Below are 18,163 nucleotides of genomic sequence, written 5' to 3' on the forward strand. Positions count from 1 at the left end.
CGGGTAAGTACATGCACTTTCACACCATCTATCCGCCTCATTTACTCGATATGACCTTCGACAGAAAGAGCTTTGTTTTGTTTCGCAAACTCACTCAATCATACCTAGCCTTATATGAGGTTCGTGTTCCTCGGACCGGTGTTTTGCCTCCAGCTTCCTTCAGATTCCGCGTCACCACGGACACCCTTGCTCTTGGCTAACCTCTACTTCTGTCTTCGGGGTTCGGGACTTACACCCTATAGTTCATGTACATGCCGGGCGCACGAAAAGAGCGAATGAGAAAGCCAATCATCATTCTCATTCGCTCTTTTGAATAAACCCACGTTTTCTAGAACAAAGACATTTGTTCCTTTTCTGTCAGTCTTTCCAACGCTTCCGGTTCATGGTCGCGGAAGTATGCGTGGTGGAGCCATTTTTCCGTTGCGACGATTTGTTTATTGGCTTGTTTGGCTTCACGGAGTTTGCAGCTATAAATTACAGGGAAATAATCCCGCAAAAACTTCCCTTCCGCATGGGCAGTCAATGCGATGATTTGGAATCCCAATTGTTCCGCAACAAAGAAAACCGGACTGAGCACATGGTCGCTCGATGCTTTGCCGAATGGATTGTCCAAAATCACCACCCGGCTGTGCTTCATGTTTGTTTTTTGATGCTGTTTCTTTTCAGCGACGTATTTTAACAAGCCCAAAAACAACGTCATATTTTTGCTCCATTTTTCTCCGCCTGACCATACATTGCTCTGCTCCCAAGAATAGGACCTTGTCGACACTTTATTTTCGTTTGTCACTTTGCGGCAACTTACTTTCATGCCTTCATTTTTCATCACCACTTGCAGAAGCTGTTTGGTTTGCAGCCACATTTCAATGTCATTCCGAACTTTCGTTTCATCCTGAAGGCCATTTTCTTTTACATAACGATCCGACTCCAGTTGAAGCATAATCCACTCAATGTAATCGCGGATCCGCTGCTTACCTTCTTCTTCGTCCCATTGAGGGATCGTAAAAGTATAAATCGTTTTCCATTGATCCTCTTCTTTTACTTTTGTATGTTTTGGAATTTGTTTCAACTCTTCTACCACTGTTTTTAAATGGTTATGGATTTGGTTGATATATGCCTGCAATTCCTCATCTTTTTGCCGTATATGTTCATTGGCATAATTCGTCGACCGCTCGATTCGGATCATCATATTCTTTTTAAAATCCAATAACTCTTCATAACCCGTCTTATAATCCACACCTTCAATCGCCATTTTTTGCAATTTATTATCAGAAATCGTTGAACAAAACTGCTTATAAGCTTGTTTTTGGGCATCCACCGCTTCCTTTTCCTTCTCCACTTGTCCACTATGTTGCTCCAATTCTTGGATAATGGCTTTCACCATTTTCTTCCGATTATAGATAAAATCCATTTTTTCATTTTCACTTAAAGGGATTGTCACGACTTGTGGTGCGTTAAAATGATGTTTTTCAATGAATTTGATCAGCTCGCGTTCCGCTTCATCAATCTTGTTTTGCTCTCGTGACACTTGTTCCATCTGTTCATCCAAATAATTCTTCTCTTTTTGAAGCGCCTTCTTTTCTTCAGCAAGCTCTTCTTCCGCTTGGTTTAATGGAACGGAGAATGTGTAAATATCATAATCCGGAAAATTTTCACGGAAAAGCTGTTTCAAATGATTTCTTTTTCCTTTTTGCTCTTCCTTTGCAGAAAGCTTTTCAGTAACCTGTTTTTCCAACTTGTTTAATGCCTGTTTCAACTCTTTTATTTTGATAATCTTATTTTGCAATAAATGTTCTCCATCTGATGGAAATTCCCAATGTTCATGCACATTTTCACATTCATTGCGGATCTGATCCATCTCTTCCTGCAATTTAGTCAAATTGTGTTTGGCATTGGCCAGCTTTTCATTCAATTCTCCTATACTTTTTGACGCTTGATGGATTTTCAAATTCAGCGTCTGGATTTTGTCGCGGAGATTTTTCCGGCTTTCCCCGGTAAAAATTGGGGTCAATGATTGCACTTCTTTATACTCTTCATCATTTTTAAGAGAATCTAATTTCCATTTTAAATTTTGTTTGCGTTCCTCCAGTGCAGCCTTTTGTTCGTTATAATCCAATAATTGTGCGGCTAAATGTGCTTTTTTGGCTTTTATATTGGCCAATACGTCTTTCAACTCTTTTTCAACTTCCTTGGCCTCTTTTACTTCACGGCAATAATGGAAATATTGATTCCCTTCCTGGATTTTCCGTTCAAGCCCTTGCATTTCTTCTTGGCAAAGTTCCATTTGTTCCCCGATGGTTGTGATTTGATGCTTCAGATTCTTTCGCTGCTGCTCCGCATTTTCAATTTCTCTTTCGATTTGTTCGATTTTTAACATCGTTTCCGACCATCTTTTTTGAAAATTGGTCAGCCGTTCATATGGATAGTCTTTCAAAAATTGTTGGAAGGCTTGTAGGGCATATTCCCATTCTTTTTGTTCCGTTTCTTTCAGTTCTCTTTCCTTCGTCGCTTTTTCCGCATCCACACGGACTTTTTCTTTCCATTGCCCAAAGGTCTCTTCCATCATCCCTTTTTCCCAATGAGCAGGAATAATCCAGGATGGCTCCGGTTGGACGGCATCTTTCTTTATCTTCGCCGCTTCTTCGGTCGTCAGTATTTGAATCGGGTATCGAAGTTCATCTGCAAGGTCTTCCACTTTCTTTTGCAATTCTTCCTTCGATTTATTGGTTGTAATCAAAGTGACAGCCCATAACGGATAGAAGATTTTTTCTTCATAATCCGCTTCATTCAGCATCTGCAAATATTCAATACCCGTTACACAATAGTCCAATTGATTTTTCCATGATTTTATCCGCGCTTCAATCAACGGATCGCTGAAAAATGTTTTCTGTTCCCCATAATCATCGACTAAACGCAATGCCACCCGCTCTTTGTATAATAAAACCTCTTTTTCCTTTTTCAATTTTTCGATGGTTTCATAAAGCCGGTTATAAATGGAGTGTTCATTTTCATAGACCGATTCCAGAATGGCCCATTGCGGTCTTAATCTTCCCAAAATTCGAATCAATTTTCTTTGTTCATTTTCAATTTGGCTTTTCTCGTTTTTCAATTGTTCTTTTGCAACATGCAAACCGTTCTTCTCATTTTTTAATTTTTCGATGGTTTCATCCAGCTCAATCGATTGCTTCTCTTTTTCCTTCTTCTCTCCGTGCAGCCGTATCAGTTCTTCATCCAAAAATTGATGGCGGTTTTGCCATTCGGCCATTTTCTCTTCCACTTGTTCGTGCTGTGGATTGGAAAGCAAAGTTTGTTTCAACCTTTCGATATCCGCTTCCCTCATTTGGATGGTTTTCTGAACACCGGCGATTTCCCTTTGCTTATCCAAATCATGTTTTTCGATGGACCGCTTTTCTTCCTGCAATGTATCGATTTGCCTTACAATCGGATTGAGTTCGAATTGGATTTGTTCCATATTCTTTTTCATGTCATCCATCTGTTCAATAAAATGTCCGAGCAGCGCCTGCTTCGTTTCTTCCAATTGGTTTTGCAAATCCGAGAGCTCTTCTATTTCTTCCAGCTTCTTCATTTCGCTTTCAACAAACGCAATTTCCTTTTGATAATGATTCAAAAGTTGCTTGCATTTCCCAAATTTCAATGAATAATAGGCAAGGCTATGTTGCTCCAGTTCTTCCTTTTTTGTGCCATATTCAACATTTGCCAGATCATAATCTTTCTGCAGTTGTTCGTATTTTTCTTCCTCAACGGCAATCTGATAAGACGCCACTTTCACTTCATGTTCTTTTTTCTTTTGAATCCAAAGATTGAATTGCTCTTCATTCTTTTCCATTTCTTTTGCAACATCGATTTTTTGAATTTGAATCTCTTCCCATATTCCTTTTGCCTTCTGCTTCGACTTGTCATAGGCAAGCTGGGAGGAATGCAGTTTTTCAAACGTTTGCACGTATTTTTCCAGTTGATGTTGGATCCGCTTGTTCTCTTCAATGGTTTCTTTCAGTTTTTTATAAAGTTTCAAATTATCCAGCTGTTTTTCAAAGATATCGGCAAAAAGGGTTGGATGATGACCCGCAATCGATTGTTCAACGGTCGGTATCAATAAGCGGTCAAATAACTGGGTGGTGTTTTTGCAGGCTTCGAAAAAGGCCTCGACGCCCCCTTCCGAGCTGTTGATTGTCACAATACTTTCCCATTCATCGGCAATAATATGGTATTGTTCTTCAATAAACTTCCGATATTCTTTGATTGTCGAAAACGTTCTTGCCGATAAAGGATATCGTTCCTTCATGCCATTGTAATAATCAAGCATTTCTCCCTTGTCGGCAGGTCTGGTGCCGCCTTGTCCTTCCCGAACAAAAGGAATGCCTTCGATTCCGTTCTGATCCCCTTCATCATATTCATAAACATAGCGGTAAGAATCCAATCCTTTATCCGTCATAAAAAGGGTCACCGCCGTCACTACATATCGCCGTGGACGTTCGTTGAGTATCCATTCGATCGCAATATGGGCCGGGGCATTTTCCAACACCAAAGTGTTTTTAATTTTTCGATCCGCCAAATCGGTATGGGGAATCATCCCTTGCAATACCGTTTGGATAAAAACGGTCTTCCCTCCGCCGTTTTCAAGAAGAATCGCCCCATTATATCCGTTGAATAAAAAGAGTTCATCATTATAACGCTTGTTGCCTTCTTCATAGACAATATTGGTCAATCTGATTTTATTGATGGCCGGCATGTTGTCCCTCCTTATCAAAACCGTAAAGAAACTCAAAAATCCCTTTGTTATATTCCACTGCCATGAAAAATCGCTGGATGATGGTCATCGCTTTTTCCGTCAAGGTGATTTCATTATTCCCGATTTCCCGGATCAACTGTTGGTCGCTCAAAAACTTTGCAACCATATGCAGGAAGCTCATTCGGCTAATCGTATTTCCTGATTGCCGCTTAGCGGTTTCCTTAATATCATCCATATCATCCCATTTTTCGATGATAGCGCTCCAATTGTAAGAAAACTCTTTTTCCGATGCTTTTAATTGTTCCTCATCATGGGATTTCAAATGATCAATCCGCTCCTGAATCAGCCGGATCCAATCATCCATGCCGATAAATTGCCTTGTGGGATGCGGACTTTGATAGGAATCATAAAAACTGCCGAAAAGAACAAGTATGCAAAAATAAAGAAGATACATATCCGCATTCGTCGCACCGGAACGCAAATATTTCCGTTTAATCCACTCATTGCTTACATGGAATGGAGACAGTTTTGTTTCAGGAACGAGAAACAGTTCTTCACTCGTTTTGATTATGGCGCAATGCACTTCCTGGCTGAACAATTCAAGAAGGGCGCGCACATCTTCATCGGCATTATAGATTTGAACGGCCTCTTTGCCCAAAACCCCGTCCCTTGCCAGCTTCGTATATAGTCGAAAGGCTTGCAACACCGTTTGTTCAGAATAGTTCATCTTCATCCTCCAACTTTATGTTCATTTCACTGATGGAATAGCGATCTACTTTTTGAATGATCGCTTTATCTTCCGTAACGATTAATTTGCGTTTTCCCAATAATCGAAAGGCCTCATCAAAAACCGTTCTGCTTTCTTCATCATCCGTTCCCGCTTGAATAGGCGAACGTTGGTGGAGAACAATCCAAAAATCGTAGAAATACCGCATTTGGAATAGATTCTCCAATTGATTTCTTTCGAGATAGGATATGAACTCGGATAACGTATTGCCGCTATTTTCTTCATAAGCCTTCAGAAAATGTTCCATCAGCTCTTTATATTTTTCTGAAATCCATTGTTTATATGAATTGAAGCTGTTTTCGTCATCCACTTCATAAAAGTGATATTCCACCTTCTCTTTTCGGTCTTCCACGATATTCTGTTCTTCCAAAACAGCAAGCGGCGACCAAAATTCATTTTCTTCCACTTTCAGGAAAGGATGGAGAACGCCTTTCATCGCATCCAACGGCAAAGGGGTGGACACAATGAGAGACACGATATCTTGGTCGAAGTTAAAGGAATGCATGCCCGTATAATAAAGCGACTCCTGGGCTGTAATCAAAGTCGTGTTTTTCAAATGGAGCGTCTGATTCAGAAGCTCGGAATGTTCATAGTGCACTTTCTCCAATTCCCTGTTGATCTGCAAAATGTATTGATACGTTTTCTGCTCCTTTTGATGAATATTTTCGGCAAACAATCGTTCCCTCGTTTCTTTGACAAACTCCCTCAATTCTTTGAATTCTTCATCTTCCCGTTCCAACCTCTGAAAAATATCATCAAGCAGCTCTTTATACCGCTCAAACGTTTCTTCGGACACAATGCTTCGCTGGATTTCATGCTTCAATTTGACAATGCGTTCCTGCAACGTCTCGACGGCCACCCGCATTTCATTGATTTGCCGGAGTGCCCCCTTAAATTCCCCCTTTTCCAGCTGTTTCCGTAAAATCAATTGGTTGATGGATATTTGGAACTCACTATAAAATTCCTTCGTTGCAAAAATCAATTCCAATCCATCTTCATCCAATGTATAGAATTGGCTATTCGTTCCGGCATCAAAATCGTTCGCCTTCAAAATGGAATATTCAATGGTCTCCTCCGCCTTTTCCTCCCAATCAAAATAACCGTAGCTGCGTTTTTTTCCGTGGGTCGGGCGGAAATTTTGAATCAAGGTTCTGGCCAGTTCTTCATAGGTTTCCTCTTTCAGCATATACACTTCTTTCGTGACCTCTTTTAAAAAGGAAGCCAATTCTTTGACACCTGTCCTTTGATTTCGCATCAACTTCTGTTCAAAGAAAAAAAGCAAAGTGAGGAGGCCAAGCCCTTTCATATCAATCTTCGTCCCATTTAAATCAACATCCCTTTTCCGATCCAATTCATTCAACGGTTCAAACAGGGCGATGCGCCGGATCCGATCTCTATATCCGCTTAATAACGCTTGCATATCCATCTGTTCCAATCGGATCCCCTCCAAATTTCCTGCAATTCTTTTGATTTTAAGATTTCCTGCGGGTAATACTTCCCTTGCGAAAACATCATCGCCAGTTGTTCTTGCTCCTTTTGCGGAAATTGGCTAATGAATTTTTCTTGAGCTTCAGTATATTGTCTTTGATATTCTTTTCCGGCGATCGGCTGTTTTTCAAGACAAGCTTTATAGAATGGCAATGCCAAATGGGCTTTGATTTTTTGGTTCAACGAATGCCAAATGGACACTCCTTCCCGGTCAATGTCGCCGAAATAGAAAAAATGATGCTGGGCGTTGACCGGATATTGATCCCGGAACTGTTCGATGCTATGGATGATTTTCTTCCCACTTCCGTAAATCAATGTGGAAAATTCAGTGGATGGCAAAGCCGGAAGCAGACCTTGATAAGTCGTTTTATTTTCAACAATGAGGTGAAACTGTGTATCCTTTGTGACCAGCTTGGGATGGATGGCAAACATCAACGGGTCGGAAACAGGGATGATGTTAAAAGAATGGAAGAGTCCGATACGCTCCAGCAGCTCTTTTCCCCCTTTTTCAGTGAGCCATTTTTCATCCTGGACCAGTTCAAAACTGCGCTCCGGTGCAGGAACGGACTCTTTCGGAAAACCAAATGTTTTTATGTATTCATTGATTTTGATGAGATAAGGAAGATCGTGCCGCCAAATGGAAGGATCTTTTTTGTAATATTCATCAAGGTTTATGGATGGATGGAACTTGTTGCGATAATGTTGAATCTCTTGATGGAAACCGGTTTGAAGCAGACTTTTATTGATCCGGTACTGAAAGGCGAGCGATGGATTTCTTGTCGTTCTTCCTTTAGACTTCACCATCTCCAAAATGCCTTCCTGTTCCAGCTTCAAAATAAAGCCGGCATATTCTTCGTATGTATGAAAGAAATTCCCCATGATTGCTTCCAATGCGGATAATCCTATCATTCTTTTCGGATAGCCATTAAGTGCGCGGTAAATTTCATCCACTATCCTTACCTCCGAACATTCTTTTTTCCTATTTTACTTAAAATGAAGGGAAATTGGAAATACAAGTCTGTGAAGAAAGTTAGGGGAATGTTGCACAGTTCAAGAAATGTTTGGTTTTGGGGAGGGGATTTCAATAAAAATCGTTTTACGGAGCAATCAATAGATTTGTCAAAACAATAAAAAATGGAAATTTTTGTTGAGAAGTGTTTCTATTTCTTTCCATTAATGTATTCTTTACTCAACTTTCGCACACAGAAATATGAAGACAGTCCTTGATATAACGAGGTAAAGAAGTAATCCAATTGGACAGTTGACACTGAAAAATGCCCATACTCAAATAAATCTTAGCTTCAGCCAAAGTTTGGAAAAGAGAAACCAATTGTAGTAAAGCCGTTTTAAAGTCCATTTCCTTTACTTCGTCACATAGAAACAAGAATAAGTTGCCCATGGTCTTCGGATCCTCTTCTTTCCGAAGTTGCCAAGCAATCAAGATATACCGAGTGAAGACAATGGTAGTATGGCTAATCATCATGTCATAGGAACGACCTTGAAACTCTTTGGCTAAATGTAAAAACGATTTACTGAATTTAAAAAAGGTTTCGATGTCCCAACGCATCCCATAGATTCGAACGATTTCTTCATTAGACAGCGTGGTATCTGTACTCAAAATGGCCAGCCATTCACTTTGGTTGTTTCGATTCCGCACAAACACGATTTTCACTGGTAAACCCGTATGAAGGGTTGCGTGAATCGAGCCGAGTGTTTCTTTTTTACCAATGTCTCGTTTCGCTTTTCGATACAGTTGTTCCAAGGTTAAACGTTCTCCGTTGAAAAGATAACGTTGTTTCAGCTGTTTGACCATGCCAATGACAAAAAGGCCTTTGGAGTGAATCTTCTCCACCAACGGGGCATGAGTAAACCATGTATCCATGAGCACATAATCAGCGAAAATTCCTTTATCCAATGCATGTTCTACTAATTTCAACACCATGTTTGTTTTTGCTTCCAATGCCTCGAGCCGTCGTTTGTAGCCTGTGGTTCGTTTATCAATGGACGAATGGATTTCGTTCAAGCGATTCTTTTGGTTCGCTGAACTCAAAAGAGCGAAATCGATAGGTACAAATGTAAAGCCATCGGACCATCCGAGCGTTAATAGTTGAAAACCATTGACAAACTGACGAGTGAAATGATCGAATACTTTAGCTAGAAGCTCAACCGATTTACTACGGTTACGAGAATAAATCGAATCGTCTACAATAAACACGGTAACACGGCGCTTCGAAATCGTTTGTTTCACACGACGAATCATTTCGGAGCTCAGAGATAGTAAAAAGGTTCTCCAGTTATACGTAGACGAGTTCAAAAAACGATAAATGGTATCTTTTCCTGGTAAATCGGCAGCCTTTTTACTTTGTAAGGCGTGGTACCAGTTTCTGTATTGAAAAACAAGAAGAAATAATAGTTGAAAAATCGATAAACAAGAATAACCACAAGCCTTGATAATTCCAGCTTTTCTTAAATGATTACCAATTTGTAATTCAGAAAATCCGTCTTTTATTTCTTTTGGTAATTGCGCAAAATACTCTTTTTTCGTTATCATAATGGTGACATCTTTCTTTCTTTGGTTTTTGGTTTGGTCACCAATAGTTTACCAAAAGAAAGAGGTGTCTTTTTGTTTTTTAGACGAATTTTTTCAGTGTCAAGTGAATATGAGATACCCAAAGAAACCTATCAAATCAAGGATTATTCATAAATTTTTCACTGCGAAAGTTGAGTAAGTAATTTTACTATGATAATTTTATTTATGTAATCTAAAAAAGACTAACAACTTTAATCGTTAGCCAATACCGTTTCTTTTCCTTCATTATATATTTCTTCAAGCCTTATTTTAATGGCATTTTTAATCATAGGCTTTAAACTTTTGTACTTCTTTCCTGTCAGTGGACAATGGTATCGCTCATCTTCAATTACTTCATCCTTTAGTGTTTCATCCTGTTGGAAGAATAGAGAATACAGTTCGTTAATTAATTCATTTTCTTGGTTAGATAGCTCAACTCCTTTATTTTCATATTCCTTTGATATTTCTTTAAAGACATTTTTAAAATCTTCCTTAGACATAGTTTTTATCAAGTTTCGCTCCATTGTTTTTGGTGTTCCATTGCTGGGTACCGTCAAGAATTTTGTGTAATGTAAGATAGGTAGGGCATCTCTGAAATGGATTTAGAATAGAGAGGGGGCTGTTTCTTCCACACAGGAGACTGAATATTCAGTCTCCTGTATGGAAAGGGAGAATCCCCCTTATCTCATTTATTTACATTATTTAGTTAATTGTAACGTTCTTCAAACATTCGCTCGAGGGCTTCATGAGCTTCGGAAAATCCTCGTAACTTTCGTCCTGCCCATTTCTCATTAAAATCTTGGATGGTCAAATACACGACTTTTTCCGCGGCTTCTAAACTGCTCAAACTGTTCATCGGCTTGAGACGTTTCCGAATCTCCTTGATCGTTCGTTCAATGGTATTCGTCGTGTAAATCACACTTCGAATACGGCTTGGATCATCCATAAATGTTAGGAGGGCATCCAACTCATTGGCCCAAGATTGGACTTCTCTTGGATACTTGCTGGACCATTTCGACTCAAACTGTTGAAACATCTGTAATGCCATCTCCTTATTCGGCGCGCGATCAATCAGCTTGAGGTCCTCTGCCACTTCGAATTGGTCTTTTTTCCGAACACGATTTAAGGTATTACGTACTTTGTGCACGACACAACGCTGCACATCGGCTTTCGGATAAACGGCCCGAAAAGCTTCCTCCAGCCCCGGAAGGCCATCGAAGACGCCCAGAAGCACTTCCTTGACGCCTCTTTGGTAGAGCTGCTGGAGAATCTCCCGCCATCCATAGGCGCTTTCTTGTCCTCCCACGAAGAAATCCAGAATTTCTCGATACCCTTCTTCATTCACTCCTAACACCACATAAATGACTTCTTTCTCTACCGTATCCCGGCGAAGTTTTACGTATAAACCATCCAAATATAAGACGGAATAACGCTTGTGCAGTGGACGAGCGTGCCATTTCTCGATGTCTTCCTTCACTACATCGGTAATACGGCTGATCGTTGCAGGAGAATAGGCATTTCCTAGAATTCGTTCGATAAACTTGCCAATTTCCCGTGTACTCATGCCACTTTGGTACATCCTAATGATGGCTTCCTCGAGCCAGCCGGTGTGGCGTTGATAAGGGGGGGAACAACTGCGTTTGAAATTCCCCGTTTCGGTCTCTTGGAACAGAAAGGCCTTCGATACGACCATACTGCGTATCTAGGTTTCGATGGTAATAGCCGTTTCTTCTATTCGACGTTCCCTTCTGTTCAATTTCGAGGAAACTCTGAATTTCTTCCTTCATGATCAACTCTAGTTTTTCCCTTACAAACTGACGAATGATGTTTTCCAGTTGATTGACCCAGTCTAAATTCGGTATACCTTTAGACATAGGTAGGGTTCTCCTTTCTCTAGAATGTTTGGTCAAATCAGAGAATCCCCTACCTTTTTTCTTTTGGTCTAGCAAAATGCTTGACACAAAATTTTATACATCATCGTTGCGTGTCAAATTTAATTTCATCTTTAATAAATCTACGTTTTCTGTTGATAAATAAAAAACATCGGAACAGAACGACGACTTTATCGCCAAACATCCTATCCCGATGATTTTTACCTAAGTTCACCTGATCCAAAAGGCCGCAGCGGCATTTACCGCAGTAACAGTTTTGGTAACGCTAGAATCATCCGATGCTCCACTATTCAATATTCAATGCAACAATTGTTGATGTTTACACAAAATATTTTAAGCTCTCGAAAAAAAGCACTCCCTCCAAAGAGGAAAGTACTTTTCAAATACATACCATCTATGAACTTTATTTCATTTTGGCTACATGAAATTTATTGTTAATAACTACCGCAACTTCTTCATCCGGACTTACATCTTTTATGCTGTATACCCAACCATAGTTTAAATGCGTTCGTTTCTCGTCTTCTTCCTTTGGAACCACTTCAACTTTTTTAAGCTCTTTTTTGCTTAGTATCTCATTATTTTCATTAATCGTGATCGTTTCCGTAACCTTTCCAATCGGTTCATCCAAATCTTCTTTCGTAACTTCCGCTTCTTGAATCACATAGGTTTTACCCTCATAGCTGATTTCCTTAAAATTTTCCATATTCAACTTATATTTCGGCAACTTTTTATCAATCTCCATATTCTCGGAGGCGGTTTGTTTCAAATCTGTTAATAGGGAACAGCCTCCCAAAAGAATTACCCCGGCAACAGCCATAAGCAGGACGGAATTTTTCACTTTTCTTTTCTCCTCCTTCCCCTGTATTTTTTCCTTTATTCATAGGACTTGCCCCCTTCCCAACGATTAAACCAAACTAAACCTAGCAATGTTACGAGAATAAAACATATACTTGCGAGTATGATCCCTTTCATCAACTCTTGAAAATACAAGTCCGACAACTCCATTCCAAATGTATGTTTGACCTCAAGCATCAATAACATGGGAATTTGCGAAAGGCGAACGGTCCAAGCCCACGGAATATATTGCCAAATATTATCACCCACAACCGTTGCCCCAATAATTGCTGAAACAAGGAATCCTCCGCCACCGATCGCAATAGACGCACCCATCCCGAATGCAAAACTGATCAGCAAATGCAAGGAAAAAAGAATAAGTGATCCGACCAAGGACAAAAGCGCTCCTTGCAAAAATAAATCGTAATGCACATTTTCTATGTTCAAAATATATCTCATCCCCAACAACATAAGGAAAGTTGCCAAGAATATATCCGCAATGGCGGCAAAAATAAGCAAAGAAAGTTTCCCAAAGTAAAATTTCGCTCTTGAAACAGGACCAGTCAACACATTCATGAAACTTCCCGATTTTTCTTCTTGATAGGCGATCAAACCGGTAAGCAAAGAAATAATAATCGGTAACGAGACACTCAACACCTCAAAAAATCCTCCATATATTTTCACTTGCCAAAAAGGATCGTTGTATCTGGAAAAATACCATAGCATAAAGATTGGATAAATAATCGGCGTCACAAACACGATCAGCCTAATGGTTGTACGCCTTGTCTTTAGCCATTCGGATGACAAAACATTCAAAAAAGACAATTCAGTTCACCTCTTTTCTCGAAAACCAAAACGCGGTAACAAGAGATAATAAAACAAAAATAACAATGGAGGCAAGAATGCCTATTGGAATAACGGAAGGATCCAACAAAGGATTCCCCTCTTTCAACGGTACTCCGTTCGGATGAACACCGACGATCGGAGACATCAATCTCATTCCCCAACTCCAAGGAATAAACATCCAATATGATTCTGGAGCCATGATTACGCCCAATACAATCCCTATCAAACTGACAATTATGGAAATAACGGTTCCGAATCGTTCAGCAAAAAACAACCCGATTGGGATGTATGCCAACGATGTGATCCATATGGTAAGACTGGCCATTACAACGACAGCTGCTGATGAAATGCTGTTGGGTAAAAATAATTTTAACAGGATCAACAAAATGATCAGTTCAATGGATGAAAGCAATGTATAATAGGCAATCACAATGATTTTACTGAACCACATTCGCGGAATGCTGATATCGTGACAACGTAAAGCTCTGTAATTTCCTGACTTTTTTTCTCGCATGGCGGCCAGTGACGCGATCAATGCCGTCCCCAAAGGAAGAAATATTAACGGCCACCAATTAAATACCGTGTATTCGAAATAATTATATTTGGAATGGATCGTAGGCATGGTAATAATGGCGTATAGTACAAAGAAAAACGGTGCAATATATACAAGCTTTTTCGCAAAAGTCCGCTTATATTTTAAACGTTCAGATTGTATCATATTCAGCATGATTTACAGCCTCCCTCATAATCCGCTGACTACATCGATAAAGAATTTTTCCAGATCTTGATCTTCCTCTATTTCTCCTTGATATTTAAGTTTTCCGTTTTGGATGATGCCAATGTGATCGGCCAATTGTTTTACTTCCGGCAAAATATGACTTGATAAAATGACCGTCATTCCTTGTTTCGGGAAAGATCTGATAAGTTTTCGTAATTCTTGAATACCAAGCGGGTCCAGTCCATTGGTTGGTTCATCGAGAATCAGAAGCTTCGGATCATTTAAAAGTGCTTTGGCAATCCCTAATCGTTGCTTCATCCCGAAGGAAAACTGCGAGGTTTTCTTTTTCTCTGAATTTTCCAAACCTACGATTTTCAGCACTTCTTTAATTCTTGAATCCGGAAGATTTAATAATTTTGCATGAACCAGCAAATTTTCATAAGCCGTTAAATTGCCGTAAAGGGCCGGTGACTCAATAAGCGCGCCGATCTCCTTAAGATCTTTTCTGCTCCACGGATGCCCATTAAAGAGAATTTCGCCTTTTGTCGGCCGCAAAAGACCCGTTAACATTTTTAAAATAGTTGATTTCCCGGCTCCGTTTGGTCCAAGCAATCCGTAAATCGTGTTTTCCTTGACCCTGATTGATACATTGTCAACGGCAAGCTGTTTGCCGAAAGCTTTGGTTAATTGTTTCGTTTCCAAAAAATACTCTGACATTTTTATTCTCCTTTCAACGTTAAAAAAATTAAATTTTAACGACTCGGCGGCTTGATAAGTTATCCCGGAAAACGCACTGTTTCCTTGATCAGCATCATCTTTGATCAATGTTGCCGACCCGATATTTTTACAGTCATATTTAAAAAAGCTCAGATCGGTCTTAAAAGCCATATGTTCTGTTCCTTTGTATTAAGGGGAATCCGGAAAATTACTGCAATTTTACCATTTACGGATTCACCCAATTTTTTTCGATACTTTCATCAATCATTTCCAACTTCATACTACCTTTTCAATATAAAGTTTTTATAATTATTTTGAATTAGGTTTGACACCACCCTACTACAAAACAAAAACTTAATTGTGAAATAAGGTTCGCCAAGAAACGCTCTATAACTTGGGGAGGTTGGAAATTTTATTGGAAAGCGGCTCTCTTGATACACTGATTGAAGGACTGACCAAATTTTCAGAGCGCTATTTTGAGCGAATCCATAACCAAACTAAAACTTCTGTTACAGTCAAATGGACGAAGGAATTCGGTCCGGTCTATCTGTTCCGTAAAATTTGGGACATGCTCGGTTTAGGTCGTCTTCTGAAGAAGTTGATGGATGACGCGGAAATAGTTTCACAATATGATGAAGCTATTTTTGCCATGGTATTAAATCGCCTAATGGATCCGGGAAGTAAATATCGGATTTTCAAGCGGTGGGTTGACACCATTTACGCAGAAGGGTTTTCTGAAATCCAGCTTCAACACTACTATCGTGCTTGGACTTCTTGGAAGAAAGAAAAGAAATGCAGTTATATGGGAATTTAACGGATTTGATTTCTCTTGATGTGGATATCGTGTTTTATGATACGACAAGCAGCTGCTTCGAAGGGGAAGAGGCTGATGAAGAGATTGCCAAATGAGGTTTCTCCAAAGACCACCGTTCCGATCGGAAATAAGTGTTGATTGAACTCCTCATGACCAAACAAGGCATTCCGATTGGTACCCAAGTCTTCCCTGGCAATATGCACGATACAAAAACGTTCGGGAAGTTATTGAGGATATGAAAAAGCGTTACCCGATCGACAAAGTGCTTCTCGTTGGCAACCGTGGAATGGTGAGTGAGGAAAACTGGTGTAGGTTTTACCTTACCTGCATTCGCTATTATAAAAAACTTTCTGAGCAATTTGTTCAAAGCTTAAAAGTTCCCGACACATAAAAGGCCCGGAGCATTACAAAATCCAGACCTTTTTTCTTTACGAATATATTATTTTGGCTACCTATATTTTTTCGTTACTTTTTTGAAGGTATAAAAATAGGGGAATCTCCCATCCGAAAACGAATGATGAGACGCCTCTTCTTGTGAAATGCGAAAATTTTTAAAATCCTTACATGTCGAAAACTTTCTTTTAAAAGATGATACAGTTCCACTCGATTTACAACAAATAATTGGATAGCTCCTTGATATAAAACTCAACGGTTGCCCCACCGTTTTCATTGTTGTACGCCTGAATCTGTCCGTCATAATTATTGACAATTTTTTTCGAAATATAAAGGCCTAACCCGACATGGTTTTTATATTGCTCATCTTGGTAAAATGCCTTGAATAACCGAGACGTATCTTTTTCCTTGAATCCGGTCCCCGTATCCGAACATTTAAAATAAATTTTGCTTGAATGACCGTCGGATTCATCATGTACTTCAAGTTTAATTTCCCCGCTGGTTGTAAATCTCAGACTGTTATACAAAATATTATCCAAAACCCTCATTAACATGGCTTCATCAAGAAAATAATATCGTTTGCTTAAGTGGACATCAAAATGAATATGAACGTTTTTTTTATAATGAGCCATGGTTGATATTTCTTGTTTTTTCTCATGAAGCATTCTACCCAAATCAACTCTTTTAATATTCAACAAAAAGTCGACGTTTTCCACTTTATAAAGAAGCGACAAATTGTCCATAAGCATGCTCATTTTACTGCAATTTTTCCGCATAATATCTAAATGCGGGGTAATATCAAAATTTTCTATGTCTTTCAAATCGTTAATTAAATCCATTTGCCCTTGAATAACAGTTAACGGCGTTCGTATGTCGTGGGCAATCGACGACACCATGATTTTTCGTTCATCATCGATCTTGGATATACTTTCAATCATCTCTTTCAAAGCGTCGATCATCGTATTAAACGAATCTTGGATCCTCATAAACTCTTTTCTTTTCAATCCCGAGATCTTAAAATCAAAATCTCCGTTGGAAATTTTATCCGCAGCCTGAAGCAACACTTTAATATTATTAAACAAGGATTTATACAGCTTGGACGTATAAAAAATTAAATAAATCACAAAAAATATTAACGGAGAAATCAACAACACAACATAAATAAACACGATTCCGAGGCGAGCCTGATTATTAATGATAAACCCGAAAGGAGCCTTCAGCACATACACCGCTTGAATGGCATTATCATGTTTAATGGGGATAAATCTGTAAACATAGCTTCCTTTTACAATCTCACGATTAATTACTTCACCGACTTTCACTTTATATCCCACAACATCCTGATTGCCGTAAAGATGATTGCCATTGATATCCAATACTTCCCCTTCAATTTTTTCACTGTACTGATCTAGATTAATTAGCTCCCCGTTTAAAATGTCCGGAGCGCTTTCTTCAATCTTTTTTTCAATAACATCCAGATATTTCACAAAATAATCCGTCGGTTTAATCATATTATTTTCGGTAAACATAAAGATAAGATAGATTAAACATAAATAAGTAACTGCCGAAGACAAAATCGTTGATAAGAAGACCTTTACAACCAATAAATAAAAATCTCTTTTTATTGTTTTATCCTTTTTCATTTGTAACATCCCATTTATAGCCTAATCCGTATAATGTTTTAATATAGGAGTTTTCCTTATCCAAAGACCGAATTTTCTTCCGTATGTTTTTAATGCTTTCAGTCACCGTTTCTAATTGACTTTCCGAATCCAATCCCCATACCCGTTCAAAAATTCTTTCCTTAGAAAAGACCATATTTTTATTCAACATTAACAATTTAATAATCTCATATTCTTTTTTTGTTAAATGCAATTGAACCCCTTTACAAAAGACTTCATTGGCCAAAAGATCGATGGTAATATTTTTAGAACTTAACAAATGCCTGTCATTCGAACGGATCCGCTCTTCCCGTCTTAAATGGGAATCAATTCTTGCTTTCAACTCTTTTAAACTGAAAGGTTTGGACATATAGTCGTCCCCGCCGATGGATAGAGCTTGAACTTTGTCTTCCTCCAGCGTTTTTGCGCTGACAAAAATAATCGGACAATTCACTTTGTCACGGATAATCCCACACAATTCCATTCCATCAAGGCCTTCCATCATAATGTCCAAGATAATCAAATCAAAATCATTGTTAATGATTTGCAATGCCTCGGTGCCGTTATGTACATATTCCACTGTGTAATTATAAAGTTCCAAATATTGCTTGATTGTAAGACAAATATCTTCATTATCATCTACAACTAAAATTTTCTTCAAATGCATGCTTCCAGCTCCCACCTTATCATTCATGAA

12 protein-coding genes and 2 pseudogenes are annotated in these 18,163 nt (G+C 39.0%); 1 reads left to right on the top strand and 13 read right to left on the bottom strand.

Annotated elements, in window-relative coordinates; all coding sequences use genetic code 11:
- Positions 1-328: 328 nt before the first annotated feature.
- From NST98_RS08635 to NST98_RS08685, 11 genes and pseudogenes are all read right to left on the bottom strand, one after another.
- Positions 329-4,747, bottom strand: coding sequence for a hypothetical protein (locus NST98_RS08635; protein WP_340714925.1), 4,419 nt, complete (start codon positions 4,745-4,747; stop codon positions 329-331).
- Positions 4,731-5,474: a DUF6063 family protein gene (locus NST98_RS08640; RefSeq protein ID WP_340714926.1), complete on the bottom strand. Its 744-nt coding sequence runs from the start codon at positions 5,472-5,474 to the stop codon at positions 4,731-4,733. Before NST98_RS08640 ends, NST98_RS08635 begins: the two co-directional genes overlap by 17 nt.
- Positions 5,461-6,969, bottom strand: coding sequence for a replicative DNA helicase (locus NST98_RS08645; protein ID WP_141602345.1), 1,509 nt, complete (start codon positions 6,967-6,969; stop codon positions 5,461-5,463). Before NST98_RS08645 ends, NST98_RS08640 begins: the two co-directional genes overlap by 14 nt.
- The gene (locus NST98_RS08650; protein ID WP_340714927.1) at positions 6,939-7,973 is read right to left on the bottom strand and encodes a Wadjet anti-phage system protein JetD domain-containing protein; all 1,035 of its coding nucleotides are present in this window, start codon (positions 7,971-7,973) and stop codon (positions 6,939-6,941) included. The genes NST98_RS08645 and NST98_RS08650 overlap by 31 nt, the downstream gene beginning before the upstream one ends.
- 238 nt (positions 7,974-8,211) lie before the next feature.
- Positions 8,212-9,573 carry an IS4 family transposase gene (locus tag NST98_RS08655; RefSeq protein ID WP_340714928.1) on the bottom strand — a complete coding sequence of 454 codons (1,362 nt, stop codon included), beginning with the start codon at positions 9,571-9,573 and terminating at the stop codon, positions 8,212-8,214.
- Between the two features lie 230 nt (positions 9,574-9,803).
- A complete protein-coding gene (locus NST98_RS08660) occupies positions 9,804-10,091 on the bottom strand; it encodes a hypothetical protein (RefSeq protein ID WP_340714929.1) in 288 nt (95 codons plus the stop codon).
- A 206-nt stretch (positions 10,092-10,297) separates the two neighbouring features.
- A pseudogene (locus NST98_RS08665) lies at positions 10,298-11,465 on the bottom strand (IS256 family transposase).
- 421 nt (positions 11,466-11,886) lie between these two features.
- A complete protein-coding gene (locus tag NST98_RS08670) occupies positions 11,887-12,321 on the bottom strand; it encodes a NisI/SpaI family lantibiotic immunity lipoprotein (protein ID WP_340714930.1) in 435 nt (144 codons plus the stop codon).
- 35 nt (positions 12,322-12,356) lie between these two features.
- Positions 12,357-13,142, bottom strand: a complete 786-nt coding sequence (locus NST98_RS08675; protein ID WP_340714931.1) for a lantibiotic immunity ABC transporter MutG family permease subunit — start codon at positions 13,140-13,142, stop codon at positions 12,357-12,359.
- A gap of 1 nt (position 13,143) precedes the next feature.
- Positions 13,144-13,890: a lantibiotic immunity ABC transporter MutE/EpiE family permease subunit gene (locus NST98_RS08680; RefSeq protein ID WP_340714932.1), complete on the bottom strand. Its 747-nt coding sequence runs from the start codon at positions 13,888-13,890 to the stop codon at positions 13,144-13,146.
- A 15-nt stretch (positions 13,891-13,905) separates the two neighbouring features.
- Positions 13,906-14,598 (bottom strand): lantibiotic protection ABC transporter ATP-binding protein, encoded by a 693-nt coding sequence (locus tag NST98_RS08685; protein WP_340715706.1) that lies wholly within the window; start codon positions 14,596-14,598, stop codon positions 13,906-13,908.
- A 364-nt stretch (positions 14,599-14,962) separates the two neighbouring features.
- On the opposite strand from NST98_RS08685, the pseudogene NST98_RS17290 reads away from it, so the two are divergent.
- Positions 14,963-15,716: pseudogene (locus NST98_RS17290) on the top strand (IS1634 family transposase); the annotation flags it as partial.
- A gap of 304 nt (positions 15,717-16,020) precedes the next feature.
- On the opposite strand, the gene NST98_RS08695 reads toward NST98_RS17290, so the two are convergent.
- Entirely contained in the window at positions 16,021-17,448 is a 1,428-nt protein-coding gene (locus tag NST98_RS08695; protein WP_340714934.1) for a HAMP domain-containing sensor histidine kinase, read from the bottom strand.
- Complete coding sequence (locus NST98_RS08700; protein WP_340715707.1) at positions 17,435-18,133, bottom strand: response regulator transcription factor; 699 nt, start codon at positions 18,131-18,133, stop codon at positions 17,435-17,437. Before NST98_RS08700 ends, NST98_RS08695 begins: the two co-directional genes overlap by 14 nt.
- Between the last annotated feature and the right edge of the window lie 30 nt (positions 18,134-18,163).

It is taken from the genome of Ureibacillus sp. FSL W8-0352, from assembly GCF_038004345.1.
GTDB lineage: Bacteria > Bacillota > Bacilli > Bacillales_A > Planococcaceae > Ureibacillus > Ureibacillus thermosphaericus.